Raw genomic sequence first — 25,702 nt, 5'->3', positions numbered from 1 at the left:
CCGGCACGGGACAGAAACGGTGGTGTCTTAGCCGGCTTAGAGGAAGTCTTCGCGAGCCGGGGTGAAGATGTCGATCAGCGTGCCGCCAGTCGCCGAAAAGCAGGAATGCACGGCGTTGGACGGGACCACGAGGCTGTCGCCCGCGGTCACGCGCCGGGTCCTGCCGGCGATGGTGAAGTCGAAGACGCCCTGCCGGACATAGGTCGCCTGGAGATGCGGATGGGAATGGGCGGGGCCGCAGCCGCCCGGCTGGAACTCCACCTCGACGACCATCATCTCCGGCGAATGGGTCAGGATCCGGCGCCGCGTACTGGCGTCGACCTGGGTCCAGTCGCCCGGTGTCTCAACGATCGTGCTCATGGTCTGTCTCCTTGCGGTGCCTCAAGCGCAGGCGCCTAGCGGGGCGAATGGGCGGTACGTGCCACGGTGGCCGCGGCGCCGTCGGTGAGCAATGCGGCGAGGGCCGCGGTCACGGCGCGCCGGAATTCGGGATGGTCGCGCAGATCGGCGCCGAAGACGTCGCCGATGCCGAGATAGGCCGCGGCCAGCCGCTCCGGATCGCGGCCGGCCTCCTCGCCGATGGTCCGCAGCCGGTCGGCCAGCGGGTCCCTGACGTCGATCGGCGCGCCGGCCTCGTCGGTGCCGGTGACGTAGCGCATCCAGGCCGCGACGCCGAGCGCCAGGCGCTCGAAGGGCGCCCCGGCGGCAATGCGGTCGCGGACCGTGCCGAGCAGGCGCTGGGGCAGCTTCTGCGAGCCGTCCATGGCGATCTGCCAGGTGCGGTGCTGCAGGGCCGGATTGTGGAAGCGCGCCAGCAGCGCCTCGCGGTAGCCGCCGAGATCGGTGCCGGGCATCTGCAGCGTCGGCATCACCTCCTCGGTCATCAGGCCGCGCACCAGCGCCTCATAGGCCGGGTCGGCGATCGCCTGCGCCACGGTCTGGTAGCCGCCGAGATAGCCGAGATAGGCCAGGGTCGAATGGGCGCCGTTGAGCATGCGCAGCTTCATGCGCTCGTGGCCCTCGACATCGGACACCATCTCGGCGCCGACGGCGGCGAAGTCGGGCCGGCCGGTCGGGAAGCGGTCCTCGATGACCCACTGGCCGAAGGGTTCGCTGACCACCGGCCAGGCATCCTCGACGCCCAGCGCCGCGGTGATCTCGGCGATGTCGCCATCGCTGGTGGCCGGCACGATGCGGTCGACCATGGTGCCGGCGAAGGCGACGTCGTTCTCGACGAAACGCGCGAGGTCACCGCCGATCAGGGTGGCATATTGCGAAACGATGCGATGGGTGGTCTCGCCGTTGGACGGAAGATTGTCGCAGGGCATCACCGTGAAGGGCACGATGTTCGCCTCGCGCCGGCGTCGCAGCGCTTCGGCGATCAGCCCCGGCGCCGTGGTCGGCGCGCGCGGGTTTTCGAGATCCGCAACGATGTCGGGATGGGCGGCATTGAGGTCGCCGGTCGCCGGATCGTGGCAATAGCCCTTCTCGGTGATGGTCAGCGACACGATGCGCACCGCCGGATCGCACATCTGCGCCAAAAGGGCTTCGGGGTCCTGCGGCGCGACATGGATCGCCTTCAGCGACCCGATGACCCGCAGCTGCGCGCCCTCGCCGGAGCGGAAGGCGACGGTGAAGAGATTGTCCTGGGGCGCCAAGGCATCGCGCATGTCGGCCCGGCGCAGCGACGCGCCGGCGATGGCCCATTGCGGATCGGTGGCGAGGATGTCGTCGAGATAGACGGCCTGATGGGCGCGGTGGAACGCGCCGACCCCCAGATGGACGATGCCGGTGGTGGTCCGGCTCGGATCGTAGGCCGGCCGGCGGACGGCCTGGGGCAGGGACGGGAGGGTCGAAAGCGACAGTCTTTGCATCATGCTCACTTGAACAGCGACGGCAGCCAGAGCGACACCGCCGGGACGTAGGTCACGAAGCCGAGCACGAGGAGCGCGGCGCCGTAGAAGGGCCAGATGGTGCGCATCGCCTGCCAGACCGAGATCCGGCCGATGGCGCAGCCGACGAAGAGCACGGCGCCGACCGGCGGGGTGCACAGGCCGATGCCGAGATTGAGCACCATGATCACACCGAACTGCACCGGGTCGACCCCATAGGCGGTCACGACCGGCAGGAAGATCGGCGTCGTGATGATGATCAGCGGCGACATGTCCATGAAGGTGCCGAGGCCGAGCAGCATGATGTTGACCATCAACAGGATGACGATCGGGTTGTCGGAGACGCTCTTCATGAAGGCGACGAGCTCGGCCGGCACGCGCAGATAGGCGAGCAGCCAGCCGAAGGCGGCGGCGGCGCCGATGATCAGCAGCACCATGGCGGTGGTGCGCACGGCGCCCAGCGTCGCCTCGACGAAGGAGGCGAAGCTCAGCGTGCGGTAGCACACGATGGTGGCGAGCACCGCGTAGACCACGGCGACGCAGGAGCTCTCGGTGGCGGTGAAGATGCCCGAGCGCACGCCGCCGAAGATGATGGCGATGAGCAGGAGGCCCGGAATGGCGGTGAGGAACAGGACGCCGACGGTGCGAAAGCCCTGGAAGGTCTCGGTCGGATAGCCCTGCCTGATGGCGACGCGCCAGGCAACGAACATCAGGACGCCGGCCAGGAGGACGCCGGGGACGATGCCGGCGGTGAACAGGTCGGCGATGGAGATCGAGCCGCCGGCCGAGATCGAATAGATGATCATGTTGTGGGACGGCGGCATCAAGAGCGCGATGATCGACGAGACGACGGTGATGTTGACCGCGTAGTCGGCGCTGTAGCCACGCTTTTCCATCTGCGGGACCATCAGGCCGCCGATCGCCGAGGCGTCGGCGACGGCCGAGCCGGAGACGCCGCCGAACAGGGTGGAGGCGGCGACATTGACCTGGCCGAGGCCGCCGCGGGCATGGCCGACCAACGAGCCGGCGAAGGCCACCAGCCGCGAGGCGATGCCGCCGCGCACCATCAGGTCGCCGGCATAGATGAAGAAGGGAATGGCGAGCAGCGCGTAGACGCTGAGGCCGGAATTGAGCCGCTGGAAGACGATCAGCGGCGGGATGCCCATGTAGATCACCGTCGCCAGCGACGCGATGCCGAGGCAGAAGGCGATCGGCGTGCCGATCAGGAGGAGGAAGACAAAGCTTCCGAAGAGGATGAATAGATCCATGGTCGGGCTCAGTCCGAAATCGCGAAGGCGTTGGCATTCTCGAGCCCGCTGAAGCGGCGCAGGATGCGGTTGGCCGTGAAGAGGATGGACAGGACGGCCCCGACGATCAGCGGCATGAAGGTGGTGCCGCCGGGAAGGCCGAGGGTCGGGATGGTGGTGTTCCAGGTGCCGGCCATCAGCTCGGTGCCGTAGACCATCATCGCCAGCGAGAAGCCGAGGACGGCGAGGTCCGAGATGGTGCGCAGGGCCTTCTTGCCGTTGTCCGGCACGACATAGACGAGGACGTCGAAGCCGAGATGGTAGCCCTCGTGGATGCCGACGCTGGCGCCCAGGAAGATGAACCAGCCCATGAGCTGCACGGAGGTGGATTCGGTCCAGCTCGGGCTGTCGTTCAGCACGTAGCGGGCGAAGACCTGCCAGAAGATGATCAGGGTCATGGTGACGAGACCGATGCCCGCGCCCCAGAGCGCGGTCCGCGCCAGCCGGCGCACGAACGGTTCGATCGTCAGGAGAAAGTGACGCATGGAGCGGGGTCAACCTGCGACGGGAACGGCCGGGGCGAGCCGGCGGGACGCTCGCCCGCTGCCGTTTCGGCGGGACGCAGCGAAGACAGGATCGGGACCGGCGGCGGCCTTGCGCCGCCGGTCCCGCGAAGGCTGCTACTCGGACGCCTGGATGCGGGCGACGAGGTCCTTCAGCTTGTCGTTGGTCACGTATTTCTCGTAGACCGGCTTCATCGCGTCGATGAAGGGCTGCTTGTCGATGTCCTTGACGACCTCGACGCCGGCCTCGCGGACCATCTTCTCCGATTCCGCCTCGCGGGCCTGCCACAGCTCGCGCATCTTGGTGACGCTCTCCTTGGCGGCGGCGCGGACGATCTCCTGGTCCTCCGGCGAGAGCTTCTCCCAGCTCTTCTTGGACATGACGAGGACTTCCGGCACGATCAGGTGCTCGTCGAGCGTGTAGTGCTTGGCGACCTCGAAATGCTTGGAGGATTCGAAGCTCGGCCAGTTGTTCTCGGCGCCCTCGATGACGCCGGTCTGGATCGAGGAATAGACCTCGCCATAGGGCATCGGGGTGGCGTTGCCGCCGAGCGCGTTGACCATGTCGACGAAGATGTCGGACTGCATGACCCGGAACTTCAGGCCCTTCAGGTCCTCCATCGACTTGATGGGCTTCTCGCTGTTGTAGAAGGAGCGGGCGCCGCCGTCGTAATAGGCGAGGCCGATCAAATCATGGGGCTCGAAGGCCGCCAGGATCTCTTCGCCGATCGGGCCGTCCATCACCTTGTGCATGTGGTCGATGGACCGGAAGATGTAGGGCAGCGAGACGACCTGGGTCTCCTCGACGATGTTGTTGAAGGGTCCCATGGAGACGCGGTTCAGGTCGATGACGCCGAACTGGGTCTGCTCGATCGTGTCCTTCTCCTCGCCGAGCTGGGCCGAGTGATAGACCTCGATGCCGATGCGGCCGTCGGTGCGCTCCTTGATGAGCTCGCCCATGTACTTGACCGCCTCGACGGTCGGATAGCCGTCGGGATGGGTGTCCGACGAACGCAGCAGGATCTCCTGCGCCGAGGCGACCGTGGCTGCCCCCGCCAGCATCGTCGCCAGCGCGATCGTCGCGGTGACTTTCCTGAATATGCTCATGCCTGCTTCCTCCCAGAAATGGCGGCGTCAGCCGCCGGTCAAAGCCTGTAGGCCTCCTTGGCCAGGCGATAGGCAAGATCGTGGGCAACCTCGAACGCTTCGTCCTCCACGAGGCGTCCGGTGACCACGAGATCGGCCAGATAGGCGCAGTCCACCCGCCGCGCGACGTCGTGCCGGGCGGGGATCGAGCAGAAGGCGCGGGTGTCGTCGTTGAAGCCGACGGTGTTGTAGAAGCCGGCGGTCTCTGTGACCTGCTCGCGGAACCGCTTCATCCCTTCCGGCGCATCGAAGAACCACCAGGGCGGGCCGAGCTTCAGGCACGGATAGACACCGGCCAGCGGCGCCAGCTCGCGCGAATAGACGGTCTCGTCGAGCGTGAAGAGGATGATCGTCAGGCCGGGCTCCAGCCCGACCGCATCGAGCAGCGGCTTGAGCGCGGTGACGTAATTGGTCGGCTGCGGGATGTCGAAACCCTTGTCGCGGCCGAAGCCGGCGGCGATCCGGTCCGAATGGCTGCGGAAGGAGCCGGCATGGATCTGCATGACCATGCCGTCCTCGACCGACAGCCTCGCCATCTCGGTCAGCATCTGGGCGCGGAAGGTCTCGCGGTCGGCGGCGGAGGCCGATCCGTCGGTGACGCGGGCAAACAGCGCCTCGGCCTCGGCGCGGGGCAGATCGGCGGTGCGCGCCGTCGGATGGCCGTGATCGGTCGCGGTCGCGCCGAAGTCGCGGAAATAGGCGCGGCGGGCACGATGGGCGTCGAGATAGCCGGCATAGCTGGCGACGTCGCAGCCGGTGATCTCGCCGAGACGCGCGAGATTGGCGGCAAATCCCGGGAAGTCGGGATCGATGACCGCATCCGGCCGGTAGGTGGTGATCACCCGTCCGCCCCAGCCGCTGTCGCGGATCGTGCGGTGATGGGCGAGGTCGTCCAGCGCGCTCTCGGTGGTGGCGATCGCCTCGATGTTGAAGCGCTCGAACAACGCCCGTGGCCGGTAGGAATCCTGGGCGAGACGCTCGGAGATGCGGTCGTAGTAGAAGTCGGCGGTCTCGGCCGACAGGCGCCGCTCGATGTCGAACAGGGTCTGGAAGGAATGGTCGAGCCACAGCCGCGTCGGGGTGCCGCGGAACAGGTGATAATGGCTGGCGAAGCGGTGCCAGATGGCCCGGCCGTCGGTCTCGGTCGCGACGCCGTTGGCGTCGGGCACGCCGAGCTCCTCAAGGCTGATGCCCTGCGAGACCAGCATCCGGAAGATGTAGTGATCGGGCGTGACGAAGAGCTGGGCGGGGTCCGGGAAGGGCTGGTTCTCGGCGTACCAGCGCGGATCGGTATGGCCGTGCGGGCTGATGATCGGCAGGTCGGCGACCGTCTGGTAGAGCGCGCGGGCGATGTCGCGCACCCTCGGCGTCGCCGGGAACAGCCGATCCTCGTCCAGTAGCGCCATCCGTTCCTCACCCACGAATTTCATTGCTTGCGAACAAACTGGTATCCTAGTATCCGAATGTCGTCAACAAAGGTCCGCCATGTCTCTCGAAGCCCTTTCCCCGGACGCCACGACCCAGCCCCGGGGCACGATGGCCGACAGCGTCTACACGCAATTGCGCACGGCCATCCTGGAGCTTCGCCTTCTCCCCGGCGTCGGCATTTCGGAGGCCGAGGTCGCTAGGCATCTCGGCGTGTCGCGCCAGCCCGTGCGCGAGGCCTTCGGCCGGCTCGCCCGGACCGGCTATCTGCGCGTGCAGCCGCAGCGGCGGACCGAAGTGGTGAAGATCTCGGTTCAGGAGGTCCGCAACGCCCGCTTCATTCGCGAGGCGCTGGAGGTCGCGGTGGTGCGCGAGGCCTGCCAGCGCGACGTCGGCGAACTGGTCGGCCGGCTGGAGGCCAATCTGGAACTGCAGCGGGCGGCGCAGCTGAAGGACGATCGCCACACCTTCCACCTGGAAGACGACGAATTTCATCGCCTGATCGCGCAGGGCGCCGGATGCGGCTTTGCCTGGCAGCTCATCGACGAGCAGAAGGCGCAGATGGACCGGTTGCGCTTCCTGTCACTGGCCTTCGGCCAGCCGGCGGTCTACGAGGACCACGTGGCGATCTTCGAGGCCATCAAGGCCCGGGATGGCGAGGCGGCCGACCTTGCGATGCGCACGCATCTCGGCCGGATCAACGACCATCTGGTCCGCCTGAGGGTCGAGTTCGACCAGTATTTCGACGACAGCGACGCGGGCTGAGCCGGCGCGCCGTCAGCCAGGACAGGGGCGTCGCAGGGCGCCCGACACGCGACCGGGGTGGGGACGCAACATGCAGGAAACGTGGCGCTGGTTCGGGCCGCAGGATCGCATCCAGCTATCGGAAATCCGCCAGACCGGCGCCCGGGGCATCGTCAATGCCCTGCACGAGATCCCCTATGGCGAGGTCTGGACGGTCGAGGCGATCACCGCGCGAAAGGCGCTGATCGCCGAAGACCCGGCGCTCGGCCTGGAATGGCAGGTCGTGGAAAGCCTGCCGGTGCACGAGCGCATCAAGCTGGGTGACGGCGATCTGGAGCCGCTGTTCGAGACCTATCGCCAGTCGCTGCGCAATCTCGCCGCCTGCGGCATCCGTACCGTCTGCTACAATTTCATGCCGCTCCTCGACTGGACGCGGACCGAACTGGCCGCGCCGGTGGTGGGCGGCGGCACCAGCCTGCGCTTCAACATGCACGAATATGTCGCCTTCGACGTCTTCATGCTGGAGCGCGAGGGCGCGGCCGACGGCGTCGCGCCGCAGACGCTGGCGCGGGCGAAAGCCTGGTTCGAGGCCTCCACGCCGGCCGATCGCGAGCGGCTGCTGACTGCCATCAATGCCGGCCTGCCGGGCGCCTATGCGCGCTACGACGTTGCCGGCCTGCGCGAGATCCTCGGTCGCTATGCCGGCATCACCCGCGACGACGTGCGGGCCAATTACCGGCGTTTCCTCGAAGCGGTGGTGCCGGTGGCCGAAGAGGCCGGCATGCGGCTTTGCGTCCATCCCGACGATCCGCCGCGACCGCTCTTCGGCCTGCCGCGGGTGGTCTCGAATGCCGAGGACATCGCCTTCGTGCTCGATGCCGTGCCGTCGCCGGCCAACGGCCTGACGCTCTGCTCGGGCTCGCTCGGCGCCAATCCGGCCAACGACGTGCCGGCGATCGCCGCACGCTTTGCCGACAAGATCCATTTCGCCCATCTCAGAAACGTCGCCAAGGACGCCGACGGCTCCTTCGAGGAGGCCGATCATCTGGCCGGCGACACCGACATGGTGGCGCTGGTGCGGGTTCTGATGGCCGAGGAGCGCCGTCGCCGGGCCGAGGGCCGGGCCGACGCGGAAATCCCGATGCGACCCGATCACGGCCACGAGCTTCTGTCCGACATCGGTCGCGGCACGCATCCGGGCTATCCGGTCATCGGCCGCATGCGCGGCCTGGCGGAACTGCGCGGCGTCATGGCCGCGGTCGCGACCCTCGACGGCGATGCGGCCGCCCATCGGGTGCCGGCATGAGCGCGGCGACCCGCAGGCGCATCGTCTCCATCGGCGAATGCATGGTGGAGCTGTCCTCGGCCGGCGAGGGGCTCTATCGCAAGGGCTTTGCCGGCGACACCTTCAACACCGCCTGGTACCTGCGGCGCGGGCTCGGCGAGGGCTGGGACGTCGCCTATCACACGGCGCTGGGCACCGACACGACATCGGACGAGATGCTGGCCTTTTTCACCGAGGCGGGGCTTGCGACCGATCTCGTCCGCCGCATCCCCGAGCGGATGCCCGGCCTCTACATGATCCATCTGGACGGCGCCGAACGCAGCTTCTCCTACTGGCGCGACAGCGCCGCGGCCAAGCTGCTGGCGGCCGACCCGGCGCAGCTGGACGCGGCCGCTGCGAGCGGCGACGCCTTCTATTTCTCCGGCATCACCCTGGCGATCCTGTCGCCGGACGATCGCCAGCGCCTGCTCGACATGCTCGGCGCGGCCCGCGCCGCCGGCAAGCTGGTCGCCTTCGATCCGAACATCCGGCCGCGCCTGTGGCCCGAGCCGGATGTGATGCGGGCGGCGATGGAGGCGGGCGCCGCCGTCGCCAGCCTCTGCCTGCCGAGCTTTCCCGACGAGGTCGCGGCCTTCGGTGACGCGTCGCCCGAGGCGACCGCCAGACGGTATCTGGCCTGTGGCACCGGCGAAGTGGTGGTCAAGGACGGCTCCGACCCGGCGCTGGTCGCGACGGAGGGCGGCTTCGAAACCGTGGCTGCGCGCAAGGTCGCCGACGTCATCGACACGACGGGGGCGGGCGACAGCTTCAATGCCGGCTATCTCGCCGCGCGCCTCGACGGCGCCGAACCGCGGCAGGCGGCCGAACGTGGGCACGAGCTGGCCGGCGAAGTCGTTCGCCATTACGGCGCCCTGATCCGTTAACGCGGCCGAAACCCTGCCGGGATTGCGGGGTTCCTGTCGCATCTGCCGCATCGTAAGGTTGCTTCACCCGTTCGGTCGTCCGATGCGGGTGAAGGGAGCCTTGCGATGATCCGCCCTGTGCGTTCGTTCAGAAACCTGGCCCTGCCGGCATTCGCCCTCAGCCTCGTCCTCACCGCCCCGGGAACACCCGCGATAGCGCAGGATGGCGCGTCGCCTTCGCCCGCCAATCTTCTGCCGGCGCCCGTCATGCCGGTGCCGCCGCTTCTGGACCGGCAGCAGGTGGACCGGGCTGTCGATCGCCTCGACGGGGTCGTCGAGGGCGTGATGGAGACGACCGGCGTGCCGGGCGTCGCGGTCGCCGTCGTCTACCGGGACGAAGTGCTCTTCGCCAAGGGCTTCGGCCTGCGCGAAGTCGGCGAGCCGGAGCCGGTGAATACCGACACGGTCTTCCTGCTCGCCTCGTTGTCGAAGCCCATCGCCTCGACCCTCGTCGCGGGGCTCGTTGGCGACGGCCTGTTGGAATGGGACCAGCCGGTGCGCGGCTACGATCCGTCCTTCGCCCTGTCCGATCCCTATGTCAGCGACCATGCGACCTTCACCGATCTGATGTCGCATCGTTCGGGGCTGGCGACGGGGGCGGGCGACCTTCTCGAGGATCTGGGCTTCGACCGGGAGACGATCCTGTCGCGGATCGACCAGCAGCCCCTGGACCCGTTCCGCTCGACCTATCACTACTCCAATCTCGGCTATACCGCCGGTGCGGTCGCCGCCGCCAAGGCCGCCGGCCAACCCTTCGAGGACCTTGCCACGGAGCGGCTGTTCCGGCCGCTCGGCATGACCCGCACGAGCTATCGCAACGCGGACTATGCTGGCCATGACAACCGGGCGAAGATCCATGTGCGGGCCGGCGCGCCGGACGAGGGACGCTGGGAGGCGCGCTACGAACGCGTAGCGGACGCAGAGGCACCGGCCGGCGGTGCCAGCGCCTCGGTCTCGGATATGGCCCGCTTCCTGCGCCTGCAACTCGGCCAGGGTCGTTTCGAGGGCACGACCCTGATCGATGAAAGCGCCCTGGCGACGACCCATCAGCCGCATATGCCCAATCGCCTGCCGGCGGATCCGGCGATCCGCGCCGGCTTCTACGGGCTGGGCTGGAACGTCGGCATCGACGATCAGGGCCGGGTGACGCTCGGCCATTCCGGCGCCTTCAACCTCGGCACCGCGACGGCGATCTCGCTGCTTCCCGGCGAGGAACTCGGCATCGTCGTCCTCACCAATGGCGAGCCGATCGGCGTGCCGGAGGCGATCTGCGCGAGCTTCATGGATATCGTCCAGAACGGCGAGCAGACCGTCGACTGGCTGGGCTTCATCGGCGGCATCTTCGCGGCGCAGCGGGACGCCGAGCTCGAGGCGGCGGAGGTGCCGCCGGCACCTGCCGATGCCGCGGCACCGCGCGATCTCGAGACCTATGCCGGCCGCTACGAAAACAGCTATTACGGCCCGCTCCGCGTCGAGGCGGAGGATGGCGCCCTGTCGATGATCCTCGGTCCGGCGCCAGCGCCGACGCGCTTTGCCCTCACCGCATATGACGGCGACGTCTTCACCTTCGAGACGATCGGCGAGAACGCCATCGGGCCATCGCTCGCGCGGTTCCGCACGGACAACGATGGCCGGGTCGCGGACGTCACGCTGGACTATTACGACCGGGCGGGTCTGGGGATTTTCGTCCGGGACTGAGCCGGTGGATGCGCGGCGCACATGATCTGCGCCGCTCACCGAGGATCGCGCACGGGCGGCGCCGCCGTAGCGGCCGCCCGCAAACGGTCCTGCCTACATGGTCGCGCCGATCTGCCAGGGCACGAATTCGTAGTCGCCGAGACCCTGTGCCTCGGATTTCGACATTTCGCCCGACGCGACGCGCAGCAGCAATTCGTAGATCTCGCGGCCGGCGGCCTCGATCGACAGCCCCTCGGAGACGATCCGGCCGCAATCGACGTCCATGTCCTCGGACAATTTGCGATACATCTCGGTGTTGGTGGCGATCTTGATGGACGGCGACGGCTTGAAGCCGGCGGCCGAACCGCGACCGGTGGTGAAGGCGACGAGGTTGCAGCCCGAGGCGATCTGGCCGGTCACCGAGGCCGGATCGTAGCCGGGCGAATCCATGAAGACGAAGCCGCGCGTATTGACCGGTTCCCCGTAACGAAAGACCCCGTTGAGCGGCGTCGTGCCGCCCTTGGCCGCGGCGCCCAGCGACTTCTCCAGGATGGTGGTCAGACCGCCCTTCTTGTTGCCGGGCGACGGGTTGTTGTCCATCGAGCCCTTGTTGCGCGCGGTATAATCCTCCCACCACTCGATCAGCTTGACCAGCTTGCGGCCGGTCTTCTCGTCCTTGGCGCGGCGGGTCAGAAGATGTTCGGCGCCGTAGATCTCCGGCGTTTCGGCGAGGACGCCGGTGCCGCCCTGGGCGACCAGCAGGTCGCAGGCATAGCCGAGCGCCGGATTGGCGGTGATGCCCGACCAGGCGTCGGAGCCGCCGCACTGGAGCGCGACCATCAGCTCGGAAGCGGGGCAGGGCTCGCGGCGCGCCTCGTTGGCGATCGGCAGCATGGCGCGAACCCGCTCGACGCCGATCTCGACCGTGCGGCGCAGGCCCGCCACGTCCTGGATGTTCATGGCGTGGAACATCGGGCCCTTCTCGATCCCGAAGGCTTCCAGCAGCCAGTCGATCTGGTTCACCTCGCAGCCGAGGCCGACCATCAGCACCCCTGCGACGTTGGGATGGCGGGCATAGCCCCACATGATCCGCTGCAGCGCCTCGAAGCCCTCGCCATCGCCGCCCATGCCGCAGCCGGTGCCGTGGACGAAGGCGGTGACGCCGTCGACATTGGGATAGGCCGCCAGCTCCTCCGGCCCGAAGGCCTCGGCGATCTTGCGGGCCGCCGTCGCCGAGCAGTTGACGGAGGTGATCACCGCGATGGTGTTGCGGGTGCCGACGCGGCCGTCCTTGCGGCGATAGCCCATGAAGGTGTCGCGCTGGTCCTCGGGGACCATGGCGACCGGCCGCAGGTCGGTGGAGAAATCGTAATTGTGGGCCGTGCCGCGGAACTCGACATTCTGGGTGTGGACGTGGCTGCCGGGCGCGATGTCCTCGGCGGCGTAGCCGATGATCTGCGCATATTTGATCACCGGCGTTCCGGCGGGAATGGCCCGGGTGGCGATCTTGTGGCCGCGCGGGACCAGTCCGAGCGTCGTCGTCTCCTCGACCGCGGCGCCGGTTTCCAGCGCCTTCAGCGCCGTGACCACGTTGTCCGAAGGGTCGAGGCGCACCGTATTCGTCGACATGTCTGAACTATCCTCTGTCTCGACCGATCGCATCGACCGGATACCTCGCCGCGCCGCTGCCCGCCTCATTTTGCGTCGCCGCCCTTGCGGCAGCGATCGTCAAGAACGACGATGGGGCCATTGCGCTGTGGGATGCAATCAATATGATCGCCTGAAAACAGTGTATACATTGGGGAGGAACAAGATGAAATACACACAGCATGTACTGGCCCTTTCGGCCGCGACTGCCATTGCGCTCACCGCGCAGCCGGCCTTCGCCCAGACGGCGCTGAAATTCGCCCATGTCTACGAGTCCAGCGAGCCGTATCATACCTGCGCGGTGGAGGCGTCGGACAAGCTGAAGGCGGCGACGGAGGATCGCTATTCCTTCGAGGTGTTCCCGGCGTCCTCGCTCGGCAAGGAAGTCGACATCAACGAAGGCCTCGGCCTCGGCACCGTCGACGTGATCTATACGGGCCAGCTTTTCGCCGGCCGCGCCTACGGCCCGATCGCCATCGGCGGCGCGCCCTTCATGTTCCGTGGCTACGACCACTGGGACGCGTTCCGCAACTCCGATCTCTTCAAGGAACTGGCGGCCGGCTACAACGAGGCGACCGGCAACCACGTCGTCGCCACCACCTATTACGGCCAGCGGCACGTGACGGCGAACAAGCCGATCAACACGCCGGCCGACATGGAGGGCATGAAGATCCGGGTGCCGAATGCCCCGCTCTACATGATGTTCCCGAAGGCGGTGAACGCCAATCCGACGCCGATCGCCTTCGCCGAGGTCTATCTGGCGCTGCAGCAGGGCACGGTGGACGGCCAGGAGAACCCGCTGCCGACCATCCAGGCCAAGAAGTTCTACGAGGTGCAGACGGACATCTCGCTGACCGCCCATATCAACGATGCGCTCCTGACCATCGTCGGCGGCCCGACCTGGGACCAGATGGAGGAGGCCGACCGGACGGCGCTCTCCGATGTTCTGAAGGAAACCGCCGACTGCGCCACCACGCAGGTGCGCGAGAACGAGGCCAAGCTCGCCGAGTGGTTCCGCGAGCAGGGCGTCAACGTTCACGAGGTCGACATCACGCCGTTCCGCGAGGCGACGATGAAGCTGCATAACGGTCCCGACGCCACCTGGGACCAGGAGACCTACGACCGCCTCCAGGCGATCGAATAGTCTCCTTCTCTTCGGAAGTCTCGCCGGGCGCGCTCAGCGCGCCCGGCCTGTCTCCTCGTTCCGGATGCGGTCATGGCGTCACCTGAAATCGAACCCGGCCCGGAAGCGGGCGTACAGCCGCTGGAGCCGAACCCCTTCGCCGACCAGCCCGTCGATCTGTCCGATCTGCGCTGGAGCGACGGCGTGGTCTTCGGCGTCTTCTGGCTTTTGGCCTTCGTGGTCTTCCTGCAGTTCTTCACGCGCTACGTGCTCAACAATTCCCTCGGCTGGACCGAGGAGATCGCGCGCTTCCTGCTGATCGCGGTCACCTTCATCGGCGCGATCATGGCGGCCCGCAAGGAAAGCCACATCGCGGTCGAGCTGTTCTACCGCTATCTGCCGCGGCGGGGACGCTTCGTGGCGCAGATCACCGTCGATGTCATCACGCTGGTCTTTTACGGCGCCATGGGCTGGTTCTGCGTCCAGCTCGCCGGCCGCACGCATCAGAAGATGGTCTCGATCGACGTGCCGAAATCCTCCGTCTACTGGGGCGTTTCGGTCTGCTTCGCGCTGATGACCGTCTACGCGCTCATCGCCCTGATCCGCCATTGGCGCAGCGGCACCAGCCGGCTGATCGACCCGGAACGCTTCGCGCTGACGGGCACCGGCCTTTGATGCCCAGGCGCGCCGCTGCCTCCCATTCCTTCGCATGCGACGCCGGGCCGGTGCGCCCGGCCGGTCGCGGCCTTACCTGTTGTTCGGGGTTTCCATGCTGCTGACGATGCTGTTCGTGCTGCTTCTGGGGATGATCATCCTCGGCGTGCCGGTCGCCATCGCTCTGGCGGGCTCCTCGGCGATCTTCATCCTGGTCGAGGGCCGGGTGCCCGACGTCGTGGTCATCCATCGCATGATCAACGGCGTCGATTCCTTCCCGCTGCTGGCGATCCCCTTCTTCATCCTCGCCGGCAACCTGATGAACGCCGCCGGCATCACCGAGCGGATCTTCGACTTCGCCAAGGCGATCTTCGGCTGGATGCGCGGCGGTCTCGGCCATGTGAATGTCGGCGCCTCGGTGATCTTCGCCGGCATGTCGGGCGCGGCGGTGGCCGATGCCGGCGGCCTCGGCGCCATCGAGATCAAGGCGATGCGCGACGCCAATTACGAGCCGGGCTTCGCGGTCGGCATCACGGCGGCGTCCTCGACCATCGGGCCGATCATTCCGCCGTCCCTGCCGATGGTGATCTACGGCGTCGTCGCCGGCGCCTCGATCGGCCAACTCTTCGCCGCGGGCTTCATTCCGGGCCTGCTGATGGCCGTCTCGCTGATGGCGATGATCGCGATCTATGCCCGCCGCCGCAATTATCCGGTCGACCAGCCGTTCAAGCTGTCGATCCTCGGCTTCACCTTCAAGCGCGCCTTCCTGTCGCTGATGACGCCGGTGATCATCGTCGGCGGCATCCTGACCGGCGCCTTCACGCCGACGGAAGCGGCGATCGCGGCCTGTGCCTGGGCGCTGATCCTCGGCCTCGTGGTCTATCGCACGCTGACGCTGAAGCGGTTCCTGCGGGTCTCCTTCGACACGATCGAGACCACCGCCGTCGTCCTGTTCATCGTCGCCGCGGCGTCGATCTTCGCCTGGATCCTGACCTCCAACCGGGCGCCGGAGCAGTTCGCCGCGCTGATCCTGACGATCTCCGACAATCCGTGGGTCGTCCTGCTTTTGATCAACCTGATCCTGCTGATCGTCGGCTGCTTCATGGAGACCGTGGCGGCGATCACCATCCTGACGCCGGTGCTGCTGCCGATCGCCATGCAGATGGGCGTCGATCCGGTGCATTTTGGGGTGATCATGGTGCTCAACCTGATGATCGGCCTGTTGACCCCGCCGATCGGCATGGTGCTCTACGTCCTGTCGCGGGTATCGGGCATTCCGTTCGAGCGCTGCATGTCGGCGACGGCGCCCTTCCTGGTGCCGCTCTTCGTGGTGCTGTTCCTGATCACCTTCATCCCGGCCCTGACCATGTGGCTGCCGACGCTGATCTATCGCTGAGGCAGGCGTCACCCGGCAACGGCCGCGAGACAACGTCGCAGACACCGGAAAACGGCCGGACTTCAAACGATTTGAAGCCTTTCCGCGCGGTTTCGTCTCTGGTGTTTTGCAGCGCACGCTTTATGTTGCGAACGATTCCAGAAAGGCACCGGATACATCCTCATGGTCGAACTTGCCCTCCCGAAGAACTCCACCATCAATCCCGGCAAGGTGTGGGACAAGCCGGCGGGCGCGACGAATGTGCGCGAGTTCAAGATCTATCGCTGGTCGCCGGACGACGAGGAAAACCCGCGGACCGACACCTATTACGTCGACACCGACGATTGCGGCCCGATGGTTCTCGATGCGCTGTTGTGGATCAAGAACAAGGTCGACTCGACCCTGTCGCTGCGCCGCTCCTGCCGCGAGGGCATTTGCGGCTCCTGCGCCATGAACATCGACGGCTCCAACACGCTGGCCTGCACCAAGGGCATGGACGAGATCCGCGGCGCCGTGAAGGTCTATCCGCTGCCGCACATGCCGGTGATCAAGGACCTGATCCCCGATCTGACGGTGCCCTACACCCAGCTGCGCTCGATCGAGCCGTGGCTGAAGACCGATACGCCCGAGCCCGAGCGCGAATGGCGCCAGAGCCATGAGGACCGCGAGAAGCTCGACGGCCTCTACGAGTGCATCCTGTGCTTCTGCTGCCAGACCTCGTGCCCGTCCTACTGGTGGAATGGCGACCGCTATCTCGGCCCGGCCGTCCTGTTGCAGGCCTATCGCTGGCTGATCGATTCCCGCGACGAGGCGACCGGCGAGCGGCTCGACGATCTGGAAGATCCGTTCAAGCTCTATCGCTGCCACACCATCATGAACTGCACCCAGTCCTGCCCGAAGGGACTGAACCCGGCCAAGGCGATCGCCGAGATCCGCAAGATGATGATCGAACGCCGGGTCTGACCCGGCGGCAGGCGCGGCGATTCGGCAACACCGGCTGGCGGAATCGCCTGCCGGTGTGATTCCCGCACACGCCGCCCCGTTTGCCGACACATTTCGTGACCACGACAGCGCCATGAGCACGTTGTCGATCCGCGGCCGTCTGCCGGCCCTTGCCACCCTTCTGTCCGCTGCCGTCCTGTCCGGCTGTGTCGGCGCACCGGAGATCGAGGAGGTGGTGTCACCCCTCAGCTACGGTCCGAGCCAGGAATGCCTCGCCCGGGCGATGTTCTTCGAATCCAATCGCTCCAGCCGCGAGGGCATGCTCGCCGTCGGCACCGTGGTGATGAACCGCGTCGGCTCGCCGAGCTATCCCGATTCCGTCTGCGACGTGGTCGCCCAGCCCAAGCAGTTCGCGCCCGGCGTGATGACCCGCGACATGGGGGCCGGCAAGGAACTGGCGATGCAGACCGCCCATGAGGTCCTGTCGGGCAAGCGCCACGCCGCCGTCGGCGATGCCAAGTTCTTCCACACGGCGGGCCTGAGCTTCGGCTACGGCAACATGCACTACAAGGTCATTGCCGGCGGCAACGCCTTCTACCAGAAGATCTCGCGCGACCAGCGCAGTGCCGGCTTCCGCATGGCGTCCCAGGCGGAGGTCCGCAAGAATGGCGCCGCCGCGGCCATCGACGAGGTTCGCACCGCCGCCGTTGCGCCGAGCCCCGAACGGGACACGTCGGCCCCGGCCGGGCTGGCGACGGCCACCGCCATGGCGCCGCGCAAGACTACCGGTGACGAGGCCAATCCCTTCCTGACGCTCTGGCAGGGCCTGACCGAACAGCCGGCCCGCGCCGACAGCGGCAAGGGCGGACGCGTTCGTGCGGCGGAGGCCGCCGCGCCGACCCCGGATGTCGCCGATACGGCCACGCTCGACGCCCGCATGCAGGCCTTGCCTGGCGTCCAGACCACCACCGCCGACTGAGTTCGGCCGGCGCGGGGCTCCGCGAAAGCCGCAATCCCCGTTGGTTCTGCCGGCGTCCGATCGTCCGGCCCGCGTGATGGCGGCATTGCGGTCGGCATGGCAGCCATGGCTTCCTATATGGCGGGGCGAGACCGAAGCCGGGACGGGCATCGGTCACAGCCAAGCCGGCAGGAGCCGATGACCGAGACCGTTTCCGCCGCCAATCCGCTTCCGGACCGGATCGGCCCGATCCTCTATGCACGCGGCGGCGATGGCCGGCGCGACCATCTCGCTGCGATCCTCGTCCTGGACGAGGCGGCCGCGGCGCCCGACCTGTTTGCCGCGGGCGAGGCGATGCAGCCGATTGCGCTGGCCACGAGGTTCGGCCGCACGGTCTGGCGCTACGATTTCTCGCTGCCGGCCGGCACCACCAGTTCCTACCGCATCGACGAGACGGACTATGCCGTCGTCAGCCCCGACGGCGGCGCGGCGCGCATCGCCTATGTCTCCTGCAACGGCCAGGAGAACGGGGATCTTACGCGCGACATCGCCGAGCGCGACGCCATGTGGACCCGGCTCACCGCCGAGCACGACCGCGCTCCGTTCTCCCTGATGCTGCAGGGCGGCGACCAGCTCTATGCCGACGACGTCCTCGCCTGTCATCCGGATGTACAGCGCTGGACCAGCCTGAAGCCCGACGAGCGCGGGACCGTACCGCTGACCGAGGAGGCCCGCGCGGCGATCCGGCGCTTCTATTTCGAGCGCTATCTGATCAGCTTCGCCCGGCCCGCCATGGGGGCGATGTCGGCCCATGTGCCGTCCGTGTCGATGTGGGACGACCACGACATCATCGACGGCTGGGGCAGCCATCCGGCGGCGCTCCTGGACAGTCCCGTCGGGCGCGGCCTGTTCGAGGCGGCGCGCGAGATGTTCCTGATCTTCCAGCTGGCGGCGGATGAGGCCGACCTGCCGGCGATCGCGCTGGACCGGCAGGCGCGCAGCCTGGGCGTCGCGGTGCGCTATCCGGGCCTGACGATCCTCGCGCCGGACCTGCGCAGTGAACGCCGCCCCGACCGGGTGATGGGGCCGGTCGGATGGAAGAGCTTCGAAACGGCCTTGGAGACGACGCCGGAGCCGGACCGGATCGTGCTGATGTCCAGCGTGCCGGTGCTCGGGCCGCGGCTGAGCTGGGCCGAGCTCGTCGCCGGCATCGTACCGCGGGTCGCCAAGCTGTCCGACGATCTGCGCGACCAGTGGCAGAGCCGGGCGCATCGGCGCGAATGGATCCGCTGCCTGCAATGCCTGGCCGATCGCGCCGAGCGGGCCGTCGGCGGGCTCGTGGTCGTCTCCGGCGAAATCCATCTGGCGACGCGCGGCGAGATGCGGCTTCTGAACGGGAGTGTGATGCACCAGCTCGTCGCGTCCGGCATTTCCCACCCCGCGCCCGGGCCGGCCTATCCGTTTGCGCTCGGCCTTCTCGCCCGTGTCGGCGAGAGCCCACTGCGCGGCCGGAAGATCCGCTTGCGGCCGCTGCCGTCGCGCCGCGCGACCTATACGAGCGAGCGCAACTACCTCGTCCTGTCGCAGGACGGCATGGACTGGCAGGCCGAATGGGAACTCGAAGACAGCGGCCGGACCCCGAAGCTGGCGGTCTGACCGGTTAAGGCGTCACCGGCGCGAATGCGACATGGCTGTCGCATTCAGTACAGGGCTCGGACGGAAATTCTTCGTTTGGGCTCAGGACGATACGCCAGGGCCCGAAAAGTTCCGCTGTCGTAGAAAGACCCTATTGCTGCCAGAGTCCGTCCTTTTTCTCGTCACAGGAATTGACGAAGGAGGCGGCGTCGCAAACGTCGCATCTCAAGGACATGCCAAGAATGAAGTTTCTGCCGAAGGCCGCTCTCGCGGCTGCGCTTTTCGCCGGAACGATGGTCGGTTCGTACTCCGTCGCAATCACTCCGGTCGTAGCCGAAACGAAGTCCGCGGCCTCGGGTTCCGCCTCTTATTACGGAAAGCGCTTTCATGGTCGCCGCACGGCGAACGGCGAAAGCTTCAACATGAACTCCATGACGGCGGCTCACAAGACGCTGCCCTTCGGCACCAAGGTGCGCGTCACCAACCGTCGCAACGGCAAGTCCGTCGTCGTGCGCATCAACGACCGCGGCCCGTATCATGGCGGCCGGATCATCGACCTGTCGCGCGCCGCGGCCTCGAAGATCGGCATGATCCATTCGGGCACCGCCAAGGTCAGCCTCGACATCCTCTAGGGTCTCGGCTTTGCCGACCGCATGACGGGGCGCTGGCCGCCCGCATGTGACACCATCTCGTCCGACGGCGCCGCTTGCGCCGCGGACCGCCCGCGACACGCATCGCGGGTCTGGCTCGGGCTTTGCCCCTGACCGCCTCCCGGTCGTCCCGGCCCGCGGCGCATCGCCTGCGTCGCCGCCGCGATGTCCCGATCGGCCGCTGCCGGTCCTGCTTCCTGTCTTCCCGTTCCCTGCCTCTTCCTGTGACGTGCCGATCTTCGGTAACGACCGCTGCAACCGCTGTTGACACCCCCACGGGGACTGCTACCGTCCGCTCGTCCAAGGGGAGTTCCGGCAAGGAACTGAGAGGCCGACGGCCGCCGATCATCGGCGAAGCGCGCGGCGACCCTACGAACCTGATCCAGTTCATACTGGCGTAGGGATGGGAAAGCCGCCGACCTCTCCGGCCCGCAATGCGGGCCATGCCCTCAACGACAGGGGCGATCCGACAGGCCGACGAGAGTTTTCGATCACCGAAAGCAGAACTGGATCTCCGACGCGAGCGCGACTGGAGAACCAAGATGAATGCCGTGACACCCACCGTCACCGCCGGCCCGCTGCCGGCATCCCGCAAGATCTACCTGGCCGGAACGGCCTTTCCCGACATCCGCGTGCCGATGCGCGCAATCACCGTGCATCCGACCGCGGGCGAGCCCGACGTCATCGTCTACGATCCGTCCGGCCCCTATACCGACAGCCAGGTCGAGACCGACATTGCCAAGGGACTGCCGCGCATCCGCGAGAGCTGGATCGCGGCCCGCGGCGACACCGAATTCTACGAGGGCCGCGCGGTGCAGCCCGAGGACAACGGCAATCTGCCGGCCGAGAAGCTGACGCCGGAATTTCCGGTTCGCAACGCACCGCGCCGGGCGACGGGCGGGCGCGCCGTGACCCAGTACGAATATGCCCGCGCCGGCATCGTCACCGCCGAGATGGAGTTCGTCGCGATCCGCGAGAATCTCGGCCGGGCCGAGGCAAAGCGGGCCCTGGAGCGCGACGGCGAGCCGTATTCGGCGGCGATCCCGGATTTCATTACCCCGGAATGGGTGCGCGACGAGGTCGCCTCCGGCCGCGCCATCATCCCGGCCAACATCAACCATCCGGAAGTCGAGCCGATGGCGATCGGCCGCAACTTCCTGGTCAAGATCAACGCCAATATCGGCAATTCCGCCGTCACCTCCTCGATGGCCGAGGAGGTGGAGAAGATGGTCTGGGCGATCCGCTGGGGCGCCGACACGGTGATGGACCTGTCCACCGGCCGCAACATCCACAACATCCGCGACTGGATCATCCGCAACGCGCCGGTGCCGATCGGCACGGTGCCGATCTACCAGGCGCTGGAAAAGGTGAACGGCATCGCCGAGGACCTCACCTGGGAGGTCTTCCGCGACACGCTGATCGAGCAGGCCGAGCAGGGCGTCGACTATTTTACCATCCATGCCGGGGTGCGGCTGTCCCATATTCCGCTGACGGTGGACCGCACGACGGGCATCGTGTCGCGCGGCGGCTCGATCATGGCGAAGTGGTGCCTGCATCACCACCGAGAGAGCTTTCTCTACGAGCATTTCGAGGAGATCGCCGATATCTGCCGGGCCTATGACGTGTCCTTCTCCATGGGGGACGGCCTGCGCCCCGGCTCGATCGCCGATGCCAACGACGCGGCACAGTTCGCCGAGCTCGACACGCTGGGCAAGCTCACGAAGATCGCCTGGGCCAAGGGCTGCCAGGTGATGATCGAGGGGCCGGGCCATGTGCCGATGCACAAGGTGAAGGAGAATGTCGATCGCCAGATGCGGGTCTGCGGCGAAGCGCCGTTCTACACGCTCGGACCCTTGGTCACCGATATCGCGCCGGGCTACGACCACATCACCTCGGGCATCGGCGCGGCGATGATCGGCTGGTTCGGCACGGCGATGCTCTGCTACGTCACGCCGAAAGAGCATCTGGGCCTGCCGGACCGCGACGACGTGAAGGTCGGCGTCGTCACCTACAAGATCGCGGCCCATGCCGCAGATCTCGCCAAGGGCCACCCGGCTGCGCAGCTGCGCGACGACGCGCTGAGCCGGGCGCGCTTCGAGTTTCGCTGGGAGGACCAGTTCAACCTCTCCCTCGACCCGGAGACGGCGCGCTCCTTCCACGACCAGACGCTGCCCAAGGAGGCGCACAAGGTGGCGCATTTCTGCTCCATGTGCGGCCCGAAATTCTGCTCCATGAAGATCTCCCACGACATCCGCGCCGAGGCGCAGAAGGAGGGCATGGAGAAGATGGCGCAGAAATATCGCGAGGGCGGCGATCTCTACATGCCTGCCGGCGACGTGCCGGCCGAGTAGGGCGCAGCGAAGCGGAGGCGGCGGTGTGCTGCCGCCTCCCGTGTCCCCAGTGGAACGGGGCGGGCACGCTGGTGGTTAGGCGTTCGACTGCATCAGGAGAACGCACGATGGCCGATCCGAAGGCCCCCAGACACGACCAAAAGCCCGCCGATGGCGGCGTCCTCGACAATGCGCTGCAGCGCACCGACAATTCCTTTGCCGGCAAAGAGCCCGACGAGCGGCTGATCGGCACCGATGTTCCGGACGACGAACAGGACGCCGAGGAAGACGAAGAAAGAGACTGACCGTCTCTTGCTCTGGCCGATCGGTCGCGCCGCGCAGCAATTGCCCGGACGCCCGATCGCCGCTAAAGCCGCGCCATGCGGAACGCTGACGACCTTCTGAGCGAACTCGACGCTTGGCACGATGCCGGCCGGCGGATCGACATGTGGTGGCGGGACGACGATGCGATTGCCGCGACGCCGGCGCTCGAGGCGCTGGTCGCCGCCGCGCACCGCCATGCCGCACCGCTGGCGCTGGCGGTCATTCCCGCGGGGCTGACGGACAGCCTGGTCGCCCATCGGGGCGATCCGCTCCTGACCGTCCTCCAGCATGGCCACGCCCACAGGAACCACGCCGCGCCCGGCGGACGCGCCGTGGAATGCGGCGGCGACCGGCCTTTGGCGGAGGTGCTGGGTGAGTTCGACGAGGGGCGCAGCCGCTTGGCGGCGGCATTCGGCGACCGGCTCGTGCCGGTGATGGTGCCGCCCTGGAACCGCATCGAGCCGGCGGTGGCCGAGGCATTGCCGGCCATGGGCTATGCCGGCATCTCGGTATTCGGGCCGCGCCAGACCGCCTCGCCGCAGGCGGATTGCCGCCATGTGAACGCCCATCTCGATCTTCTCACCTGGAAGGGCGGTGCCCGTTTCGCCGGGCACGACAAGCTGGTCCGGCTGGCCGCCGAGCGCCTTGCCGACCGGCGGCTCGGGCACAGCGATCCGGCCGAGCCCTTCGGCATCCTTACCCACCATCTCGACCACGACGCCGAGACCTGGGCCTTTCTCGACGAATTGCTGGCCCTTTTCGCCGCCCATCCGGCGGTCCGATGGCGCGACGCGGGGGCACTGTTCGCCGGCGCCATGACGGACGAACTCGTCCGATGAGCGCGATCGTGCGACCGGCGCGAGCCGGCGACATCGCTGCGGTGGTCGAACTCCTGCACACCCACATGAACGCCAGGATCCCCCGCGAGCGCTGGGCCCGGCTGCTCGACTATCCCTGGCGACCGGAGGGTGTCGAGCGCGGCTGGCTGGTGGAGGATGGCGAGCATGTCGTCGGCTTCATGGGCACGATCTACAGCGACCGCGTGATCGGCGGCCAGTTGCGGCGCTTCTGCGATCTGTCCTCCTGGTATCTCCTCGCCGATTATCGCGGCGACGGGACCGGCGACGATCTGCTGCGCTCGGGCACGGCGCAGCCCGGCGTCACCTACCAGACCATGACCGCCCGCCGGGCCACCGGCCGCAAGATCCGGGCACTGGGCTTTTCGGTGCTCGACGACAGCCGCAGCCTGTTCCGGCCGAGCGGGGCGCCGGGGCGCCTGCCGGTGCTGCGGGATGCGGCGGCGATCCGCGAGCGGCTCGATCCGGCGCAGCGGGTTGTCCTCGACGCCCATGCCGGCTTCGACCTGCACCATGCCTTCGTCGGCGACAGCTGGCTGGTCTGGCAGCGCAAGCTGAAGGGTGAGGCAATCGCCTATCACGAGATCCTGCATGCCAGCGATCCGGCGTTCCTGTCGGCGCATGCGCAGGGTATTGCCGATGTCATCGTGACCGGCGAGCGCGGCGTTCTCGCCATCGACACGCGCTTCATGACGCCGGGCGACGATCAAGGCACGGTGGAAACGATCAGGCTGCCGCGCTGGTACCGCCCGGCGGATGTCGCGCCCCGCGACGTCGACCATCTGCATTCGGAGGTGATCCTCCTCGACCAGAAGCTGCCCTGAGCGCTCAGGCGAAGGCGACGAGGTCGAGCGGGGCGTCCACACCCTGCACCTGCCGGCGGTCGAGGCGGGTCAGGCTGGAGGCAGCGGGCGGGCGAAACCCCTGCGCCTGCGCCATGTCGAGGCTGGCCTGGGTGGTCAGGGCAAGGGTCTGCTCGACCTTGTTGTGCTTTTCCAGCTTGGCGGCGAGGTTCACCGGATCGCCGATCACAGTGTATTCGAGCCGGTGCTCGTCGCCGAGCGCGGTGAAGACCACGGTTCCGGCGGTCGCCGCACCGTTGACGCGCAGGCCGATCGGGCCGAAGCGTGTCTCCATCTCCGCCGCCCACTCCCGGGACAGAGCGAGGATTTCGCAGAGGGCCGCGAGGGCCTCGGCCGCGGCTGTCCGCGACGGCCTCGTCGCGCCGAAGGTCGCCAGCAGGCCGTCGCCCAGATATTTGTCGACGATGCCGCCATGGCGCTCGATCACCGGCACGATGCGGGCATGCAGGCCGACCAGCACCTCGACCACCTGCCGCGCGTCGTGCCGGGCCATGAAGCCGGTGAAGCCGCGAATGTCGAGGATGACGATGGCCGCCTCGCGCTCCTCGGCGTCGCCGGCCACCACCGATTCCGGCGACGTGACGATGGCGCGCTCCACATCGGCCGGCAGGAAGCGGCGGATTTCCTCGCGCTCGATATGCTCCAGCGTCGCCGCCGCCAGGAGCCGCTTGGCCCGCACGAGGGCAAGCGCCAGGACGGTGGTGAGGACGAGGATCGCGACGATCTTGTCGATCTCGGCGCCGACCAGAATGCCGTCGCCATGGATATAGGCAACGAAGCTACGGGTGATGGCGTCGGTGCCCTCGGCGTCGATGGCATAGAGCGTCAGGCCGACCCAGCCGAGCGCCGCTACGGCGCCGGTGGTCAGCACCCAGGCGGGATCGAAGCGGAAGGCGCGAATGGCGATGAAGACGAAGACATACATCACCGTCGGCGCCTTCAGGGAAAAGCTGGCGCCCTGGCCGTACTGGACGTGAAAATACCAGACGAGACCGTAGAGCAGCGCGATGTCGACGAGGACCGACAGGCCGAGAAACCAGGCCGGCAGGCGGATCCGGTAGGACAGGAACAGGCGGAGGGCGGTGAAGCAGAGATAGACCGCGAGGCTGATCGGCACCGGGTGCTGCATCTCGCTGTCGACCGGACGCGGCGAGACCAGATAGAGCACGGTGATGAACAGGCCGATGCCGAGCTGGACCCAGCCGATCAACCGTTCGCTGCGGATTTCGAAGCGATCCACGACCTCGCGCACGCGCTCGGGAATGGCGCGGCTGGATTCGCGCCGGGCGAAGGGCGCCAGCAGCTTGTTTCGGTTGCTCACGTCGGATTCGCCCGGTAACTGGCCCTCATGAACGCTCCGTCCCCGGCTGTGGTCATTGCGGTCGATCCGTCGCGGCGGTAGA

23 protein-coding genes and 1 riboswitch are annotated in these 25,702 nt (G+C 67.5%); of the genes, 15 read left to right on the top strand and 8 right to left on the bottom strand.

The window, feature by feature from the left end; all coding sequences use genetic code 11:
• Window positions 1–36: 36 nt before the first annotated feature.
• From J3367_RS13770 to uxaC, 6 genes are all read right to left on the bottom strand, one after another.
• Window positions 37–360 (bottom strand): cupin domain-containing protein, encoded by a 324-nt coding sequence (locus tag J3367_RS13770; protein ID WP_024351849.1) that lies wholly within the window; start codon window positions 358–360, stop codon window positions 37–39.
• Window positions 361–395: 35 nt separating this feature from the next.
• Window positions 396–1,877: a mannitol dehydrogenase family protein gene (locus J3367_RS13765; protein WP_169513642.1), complete on the bottom strand. Its 1,482-nt coding sequence runs from the start codon at window positions 1,875–1,877 to the stop codon at window positions 396–398.
• Between the two features lie 2 nt (window positions 1,878–1,879).
• Window positions 1,880–3,160 (bottom strand): TRAP transporter large permease, encoded by a 1,281-nt coding sequence (locus tag J3367_RS13760; protein WP_024351847.1) that lies wholly within the window; start codon window positions 3,158–3,160, stop codon window positions 1,880–1,882.
• A gap of 8 nt (window positions 3,161–3,168) precedes the next feature.
• The gene (locus J3367_RS13755; RefSeq protein ID WP_024351846.1) at window positions 3,169–3,684 is read right to left on the bottom strand and encodes a TRAP transporter small permease; all 516 of its coding nucleotides are present in this window, start codon (window positions 3,682–3,684) and stop codon (window positions 3,169–3,171) included.
• Between the two features lie 135 nt (window positions 3,685–3,819).
• Window positions 3,820–4,809: a TRAP transporter substrate-binding protein gene (locus J3367_RS13750; protein WP_024351845.1), complete on the bottom strand. Its 990-nt coding sequence runs from the start codon at window positions 4,807–4,809 to the stop codon at window positions 3,820–3,822.
• A gap of 38 nt (window positions 4,810–4,847) precedes the next feature.
• Complete coding sequence (gene uxaC / locus J3367_RS13745) at window positions 4,848–6,254, bottom strand: glucuronate isomerase (RefSeq protein ID WP_024351844.1); 1,407 nt, start codon at window positions 6,252–6,254, stop codon at window positions 4,848–4,850.
• A 79-nt stretch (window positions 6,255–6,333) separates the two neighbouring features.
• Here uxaC and J3367_RS13740 point away from each other — a divergent pair, with 79 nt between their 5' ends.
• The 4 genes from J3367_RS13740 (at window position 6,334) to J3367_RS13725 (ending at window position 10,962) form a co-directional block, all read left to right on the top strand.
• Entirely contained in the window at window positions 6,334–7,038 is a 705-nt protein-coding gene (locus J3367_RS13740) for a GntR family transcriptional regulator (RefSeq protein WP_029703623.1), read from the top strand.
• Between the two features lie 70 nt (window positions 7,039–7,108).
• A complete protein-coding gene (gene uxuA, locus J3367_RS13735) occupies window positions 7,109–8,323 on the top strand; it encodes a mannonate dehydratase (protein WP_024351842.1) in 1,215 nt (404 codons plus the stop codon).
• Window positions 8,320–9,225: a sugar kinase gene (locus J3367_RS13730; RefSeq protein WP_009207950.1), complete on the top strand. Its 906-nt coding sequence runs from the start codon at window positions 8,320–8,322 to the stop codon at window positions 9,223–9,225. The genes uxuA and J3367_RS13730 overlap by 4 nt, the downstream gene beginning before the upstream one ends.
• 246 nt (window positions 9,226–9,471) lie before the next feature.
• A complete protein-coding gene (locus tag J3367_RS13725) occupies window positions 9,472–10,962 on the top strand; it encodes a serine hydrolase (protein ID WP_421461378.1) in 1,491 nt (496 codons plus the stop codon).
• Window positions 10,963–11,055: 93 nt separating this feature from the next.
• On the opposite strand, the gene J3367_RS13720 is transcribed toward J3367_RS13725, so the two are convergent.
• Window positions 11,056–12,570 (bottom strand): UxaA family hydrolase, encoded by a 1,515-nt coding sequence (locus J3367_RS13720; protein ID WP_024351840.1) that lies wholly within the window; start codon window positions 12,568–12,570, stop codon window positions 11,056–11,058.
• Window positions 12,571–12,754: 184 nt separating this feature from the next.
• Between J3367_RS13720 and J3367_RS13715 the strand changes: the two genes are divergently transcribed.
• From J3367_RS13715 to J3367_RS13665, 11 genes are all read left to right on the top strand, one after another.
• Window positions 12,755–13,732, top strand: coding sequence for a sialic acid TRAP transporter substrate-binding protein SiaP (locus tag J3367_RS13715; protein ID WP_024351839.1), 978 nt, complete (start codon window positions 12,755–12,757; stop codon window positions 13,730–13,732).
• 72 nt (window positions 13,733–13,804) lie between these two features.
• Complete coding sequence (locus J3367_RS13710; RefSeq protein ID WP_024351838.1) at window positions 13,805–14,386, top strand: TRAP transporter small permease; 582 nt, start codon at window positions 13,805–13,807, stop codon at window positions 14,384–14,386.
• A 94-nt stretch (window positions 14,387–14,480) separates the two neighbouring features.
• Window positions 14,481–15,761, top strand: a complete 1,281-nt coding sequence (locus J3367_RS13705) for a TRAP transporter large permease (protein WP_024351837.1) — start codon at window positions 14,481–14,483, stop codon at window positions 15,759–15,761.
• Window positions 15,762–15,923: 162 nt separating this feature from the next.
• Window positions 15,924–16,703: a succinate dehydrogenase iron-sulfur subunit gene (locus J3367_RS13700; protein ID WP_009207956.1), complete on the top strand. Its 780-nt coding sequence runs from the start codon at window positions 15,924–15,926 to the stop codon at window positions 16,701–16,703.
• 112 nt (window positions 16,704–16,815) lie between these two features.
• Window positions 16,816–17,661, top strand: coding sequence for a cell wall hydrolase (locus tag J3367_RS13695; RefSeq protein ID WP_024351836.1), 846 nt, complete (start codon window positions 16,816–16,818; stop codon window positions 17,659–17,661).
• Between the two features lie 177 nt (window positions 17,662–17,838).
• On the top strand, window positions 17,839–19,296 hold the full coding sequence (locus tag J3367_RS13690; protein ID WP_024351835.1) for an alkaline phosphatase D family protein: 1,458 nt from the start codon (window positions 17,839–17,841) through the stop codon (window positions 19,294–19,296).
• 221 nt (window positions 19,297–19,517) lie between these two features.
• The gene (locus J3367_RS13685) at window positions 19,518–19,907 is read left to right on the top strand and encodes a septal ring lytic transglycosylase RlpA family protein (protein ID WP_024351834.1); all 390 of its coding nucleotides are present in this window, start codon (window positions 19,518–19,520) and stop codon (window positions 19,905–19,907) included.
• 311 nt (window positions 19,908–20,218) lie between these two features.
• Window positions 20,219–20,346, top strand: a riboswitch (TPP riboswitch).
• A gap of 121 nt (window positions 20,347–20,467) precedes the next feature.
• The gene (gene thiC, locus J3367_RS13680) at window positions 20,468–22,276 is read left to right on the top strand and encodes a phosphomethylpyrimidine synthase ThiC (RefSeq protein ID WP_024351833.1); all 1,809 of its coding nucleotides are present in this window, start codon (window positions 20,468–20,470) and stop codon (window positions 22,274–22,276) included.
• Between the two features lie 107 nt (window positions 22,277–22,383).
• Entirely contained in the window at window positions 22,384–22,560 is a 177-nt protein-coding gene (locus tag J3367_RS13675; protein WP_155898546.1) for a hypothetical protein, read from the top strand.
• A 75-nt stretch (window positions 22,561–22,635) separates the two neighbouring features.
• Window positions 22,636–23,418, top strand: coding sequence for a polysaccharide deacetylase family protein (locus J3367_RS13670; protein ID WP_421461373.1), 783 nt, complete (start codon window positions 22,636–22,638; stop codon window positions 23,416–23,418).
• Entirely contained in the window at window positions 23,415–24,260 is an 846-nt protein-coding gene (locus J3367_RS13665; protein WP_024351831.1) for a hypothetical protein, read from the top strand. The genes J3367_RS13670 and J3367_RS13665 overlap by 4 nt, the downstream gene beginning before the upstream one ends.
• 4 nt (window positions 24,261–24,264) lie before the next feature.
• Here the strand turns inward: J3367_RS13665 and J3367_RS13660 are convergent, their stop codons facing one another.
• The gene (locus tag J3367_RS13660) at window positions 24,265–25,620 is read right to left on the bottom strand and encodes an adenylate/guanylate cyclase domain-containing protein (RefSeq protein WP_024351830.1); all 1,356 of its coding nucleotides are present in this window, start codon (window positions 25,618–25,620) and stop codon (window positions 24,265–24,267) included.
• Window positions 25,621–25,702: the final 82 nt, after the last annotated feature.

The sequence above is a fragment of the Aurantimonas sp. NFXS3 genome (assembly GCF_049132005.1).
GTDB classification, from domain to species: Bacteria; Pseudomonadota; Alphaproteobacteria; order Rhizobiales; family Rhizobiaceae; genus Aurantimonas; species Aurantimonas coralicida.
Note: the sequence above shows the minus strand (reverse complement) of the source record. Positions and strands in the feature narration are given on the sequence as shown.

What these genes read in the sequence shown, in the direction of transcription:
- J3367_RS13770 (WP_024351849.1), bottom strand. Translation starts at nt 360, where the DNA reads ATGAGCACGATCGTTGAGACACCGGGCGACTGGACCCAGGTCGACGCC.
- J3367_RS13765 (WP_169513642.1), bottom strand. Translation starts at nt 1,877, where the DNA reads ATGATGCAAAGACTGTCGCTTTCGACCCTCCCGTCCCTGCCCCAGGCC.
- J3367_RS13760 (WP_024351847.1), bottom strand. Translation starts at nt 3,160, where the DNA reads ATGGATCTATTCATCCTCTTCGGAAGCTTTGTCTTCCTCCTCCTGATC.
- J3367_RS13755 (WP_024351846.1), bottom strand. Translation starts at nt 3,684, where the DNA reads ATGCGTCACTTTCTCCTGACGATCGAACCGTTCGTGCGCCGGCTGGCG.
- J3367_RS13750 (WP_024351845.1), bottom strand. Translation starts at nt 4,809, where the DNA reads ATGAGCATATTCAGGAAAGTCACCGCGACGATCGCGCTGGCGACGATG.
- uxaC (WP_024351844.1), bottom strand. Translation starts at nt 6,254, where the DNA reads ATGGCGCTACTGGACGAGGATCGGCTGTTCCCGGCGACGCCGAGGGTG.
- J3367_RS13740 (WP_029703623.1), top strand. Translation starts at nt 6,334, where the DNA reads ATGTCTCTCGAAGCCCTTTCCCCGGACGCCACGACCCAGCCCCGGGGC.
- uxuA (WP_024351842.1), top strand. Translation starts at nt 7,109, where the DNA reads ATGCAGGAAACGTGGCGCTGGTTCGGGCCGCAGGATCGCATCCAGCTA.
- J3367_RS13730 (WP_009207950.1), top strand. Translation starts at nt 8,320, where the DNA reads ATGAGCGCGGCGACCCGCAGGCGCATCGTCTCCATCGGCGAATGCATG.
- J3367_RS13725 (WP_421461378.1), top strand. Translation starts at nt 9,472, where the DNA reads ATGCCGGTGCCGCCGCTTCTGGACCGGCAGCAGGTGGACCGGGCTGTC.
- J3367_RS13720 (WP_024351840.1), bottom strand. Translation starts at nt 12,570, where the DNA reads ATGTCGACGAATACGGTGCGCCTCGACCCTTCGGACAACGTGGTCACG.
- J3367_RS13715 (WP_024351839.1), top strand. Translation starts at nt 12,755, where the DNA reads ATGAAATACACACAGCATGTACTGGCCCTTTCGGCCGCGACTGCCATT.
- J3367_RS13710 (WP_024351838.1), top strand. Translation starts at nt 13,805, where the DNA reads ATGGCGTCACCTGAAATCGAACCCGGCCCGGAAGCGGGCGTACAGCCG.
- J3367_RS13705 (WP_024351837.1), top strand. Translation starts at nt 14,481, where the DNA reads ATGCTGCTGACGATGCTGTTCGTGCTGCTTCTGGGGATGATCATCCTC.
- J3367_RS13700 (WP_009207956.1), top strand. Translation starts at nt 15,924, where the DNA reads ATGGTCGAACTTGCCCTCCCGAAGAACTCCACCATCAATCCCGGCAAG.
- J3367_RS13695 (WP_024351836.1), top strand. Translation starts at nt 16,816, where the DNA reads ATGAGCACGTTGTCGATCCGCGGCCGTCTGCCGGCCCTTGCCACCCTT.
- J3367_RS13690 (WP_024351835.1), top strand. Translation starts at nt 17,839, where the DNA reads ATGACCGAGACCGTTTCCGCCGCCAATCCGCTTCCGGACCGGATCGGC.
- J3367_RS13685 (WP_024351834.1), top strand. Translation starts at nt 19,518, where the DNA reads ATGAAGTTTCTGCCGAAGGCCGCTCTCGCGGCTGCGCTTTTCGCCGGA.
- thiC (WP_024351833.1), top strand. Translation starts at nt 20,468, where the DNA reads ATGAATGCCGTGACACCCACCGTCACCGCCGGCCCGCTGCCGGCATCC.
- J3367_RS13675 (WP_155898546.1), top strand. Translation starts at nt 22,384, where the DNA reads ATGGCCGATCCGAAGGCCCCCAGACACGACCAAAAGCCCGCCGATGGC.
- J3367_RS13670 (WP_421461373.1), top strand. Translation starts at nt 22,636, where the DNA reads ATGCGGAACGCTGACGACCTTCTGAGCGAACTCGACGCTTGGCACGAT.
- J3367_RS13665 (WP_024351831.1), top strand. Translation starts at nt 23,415, where the DNA reads ATGAGCGCGATCGTGCGACCGGCGCGAGCCGGCGACATCGCTGCGGTG.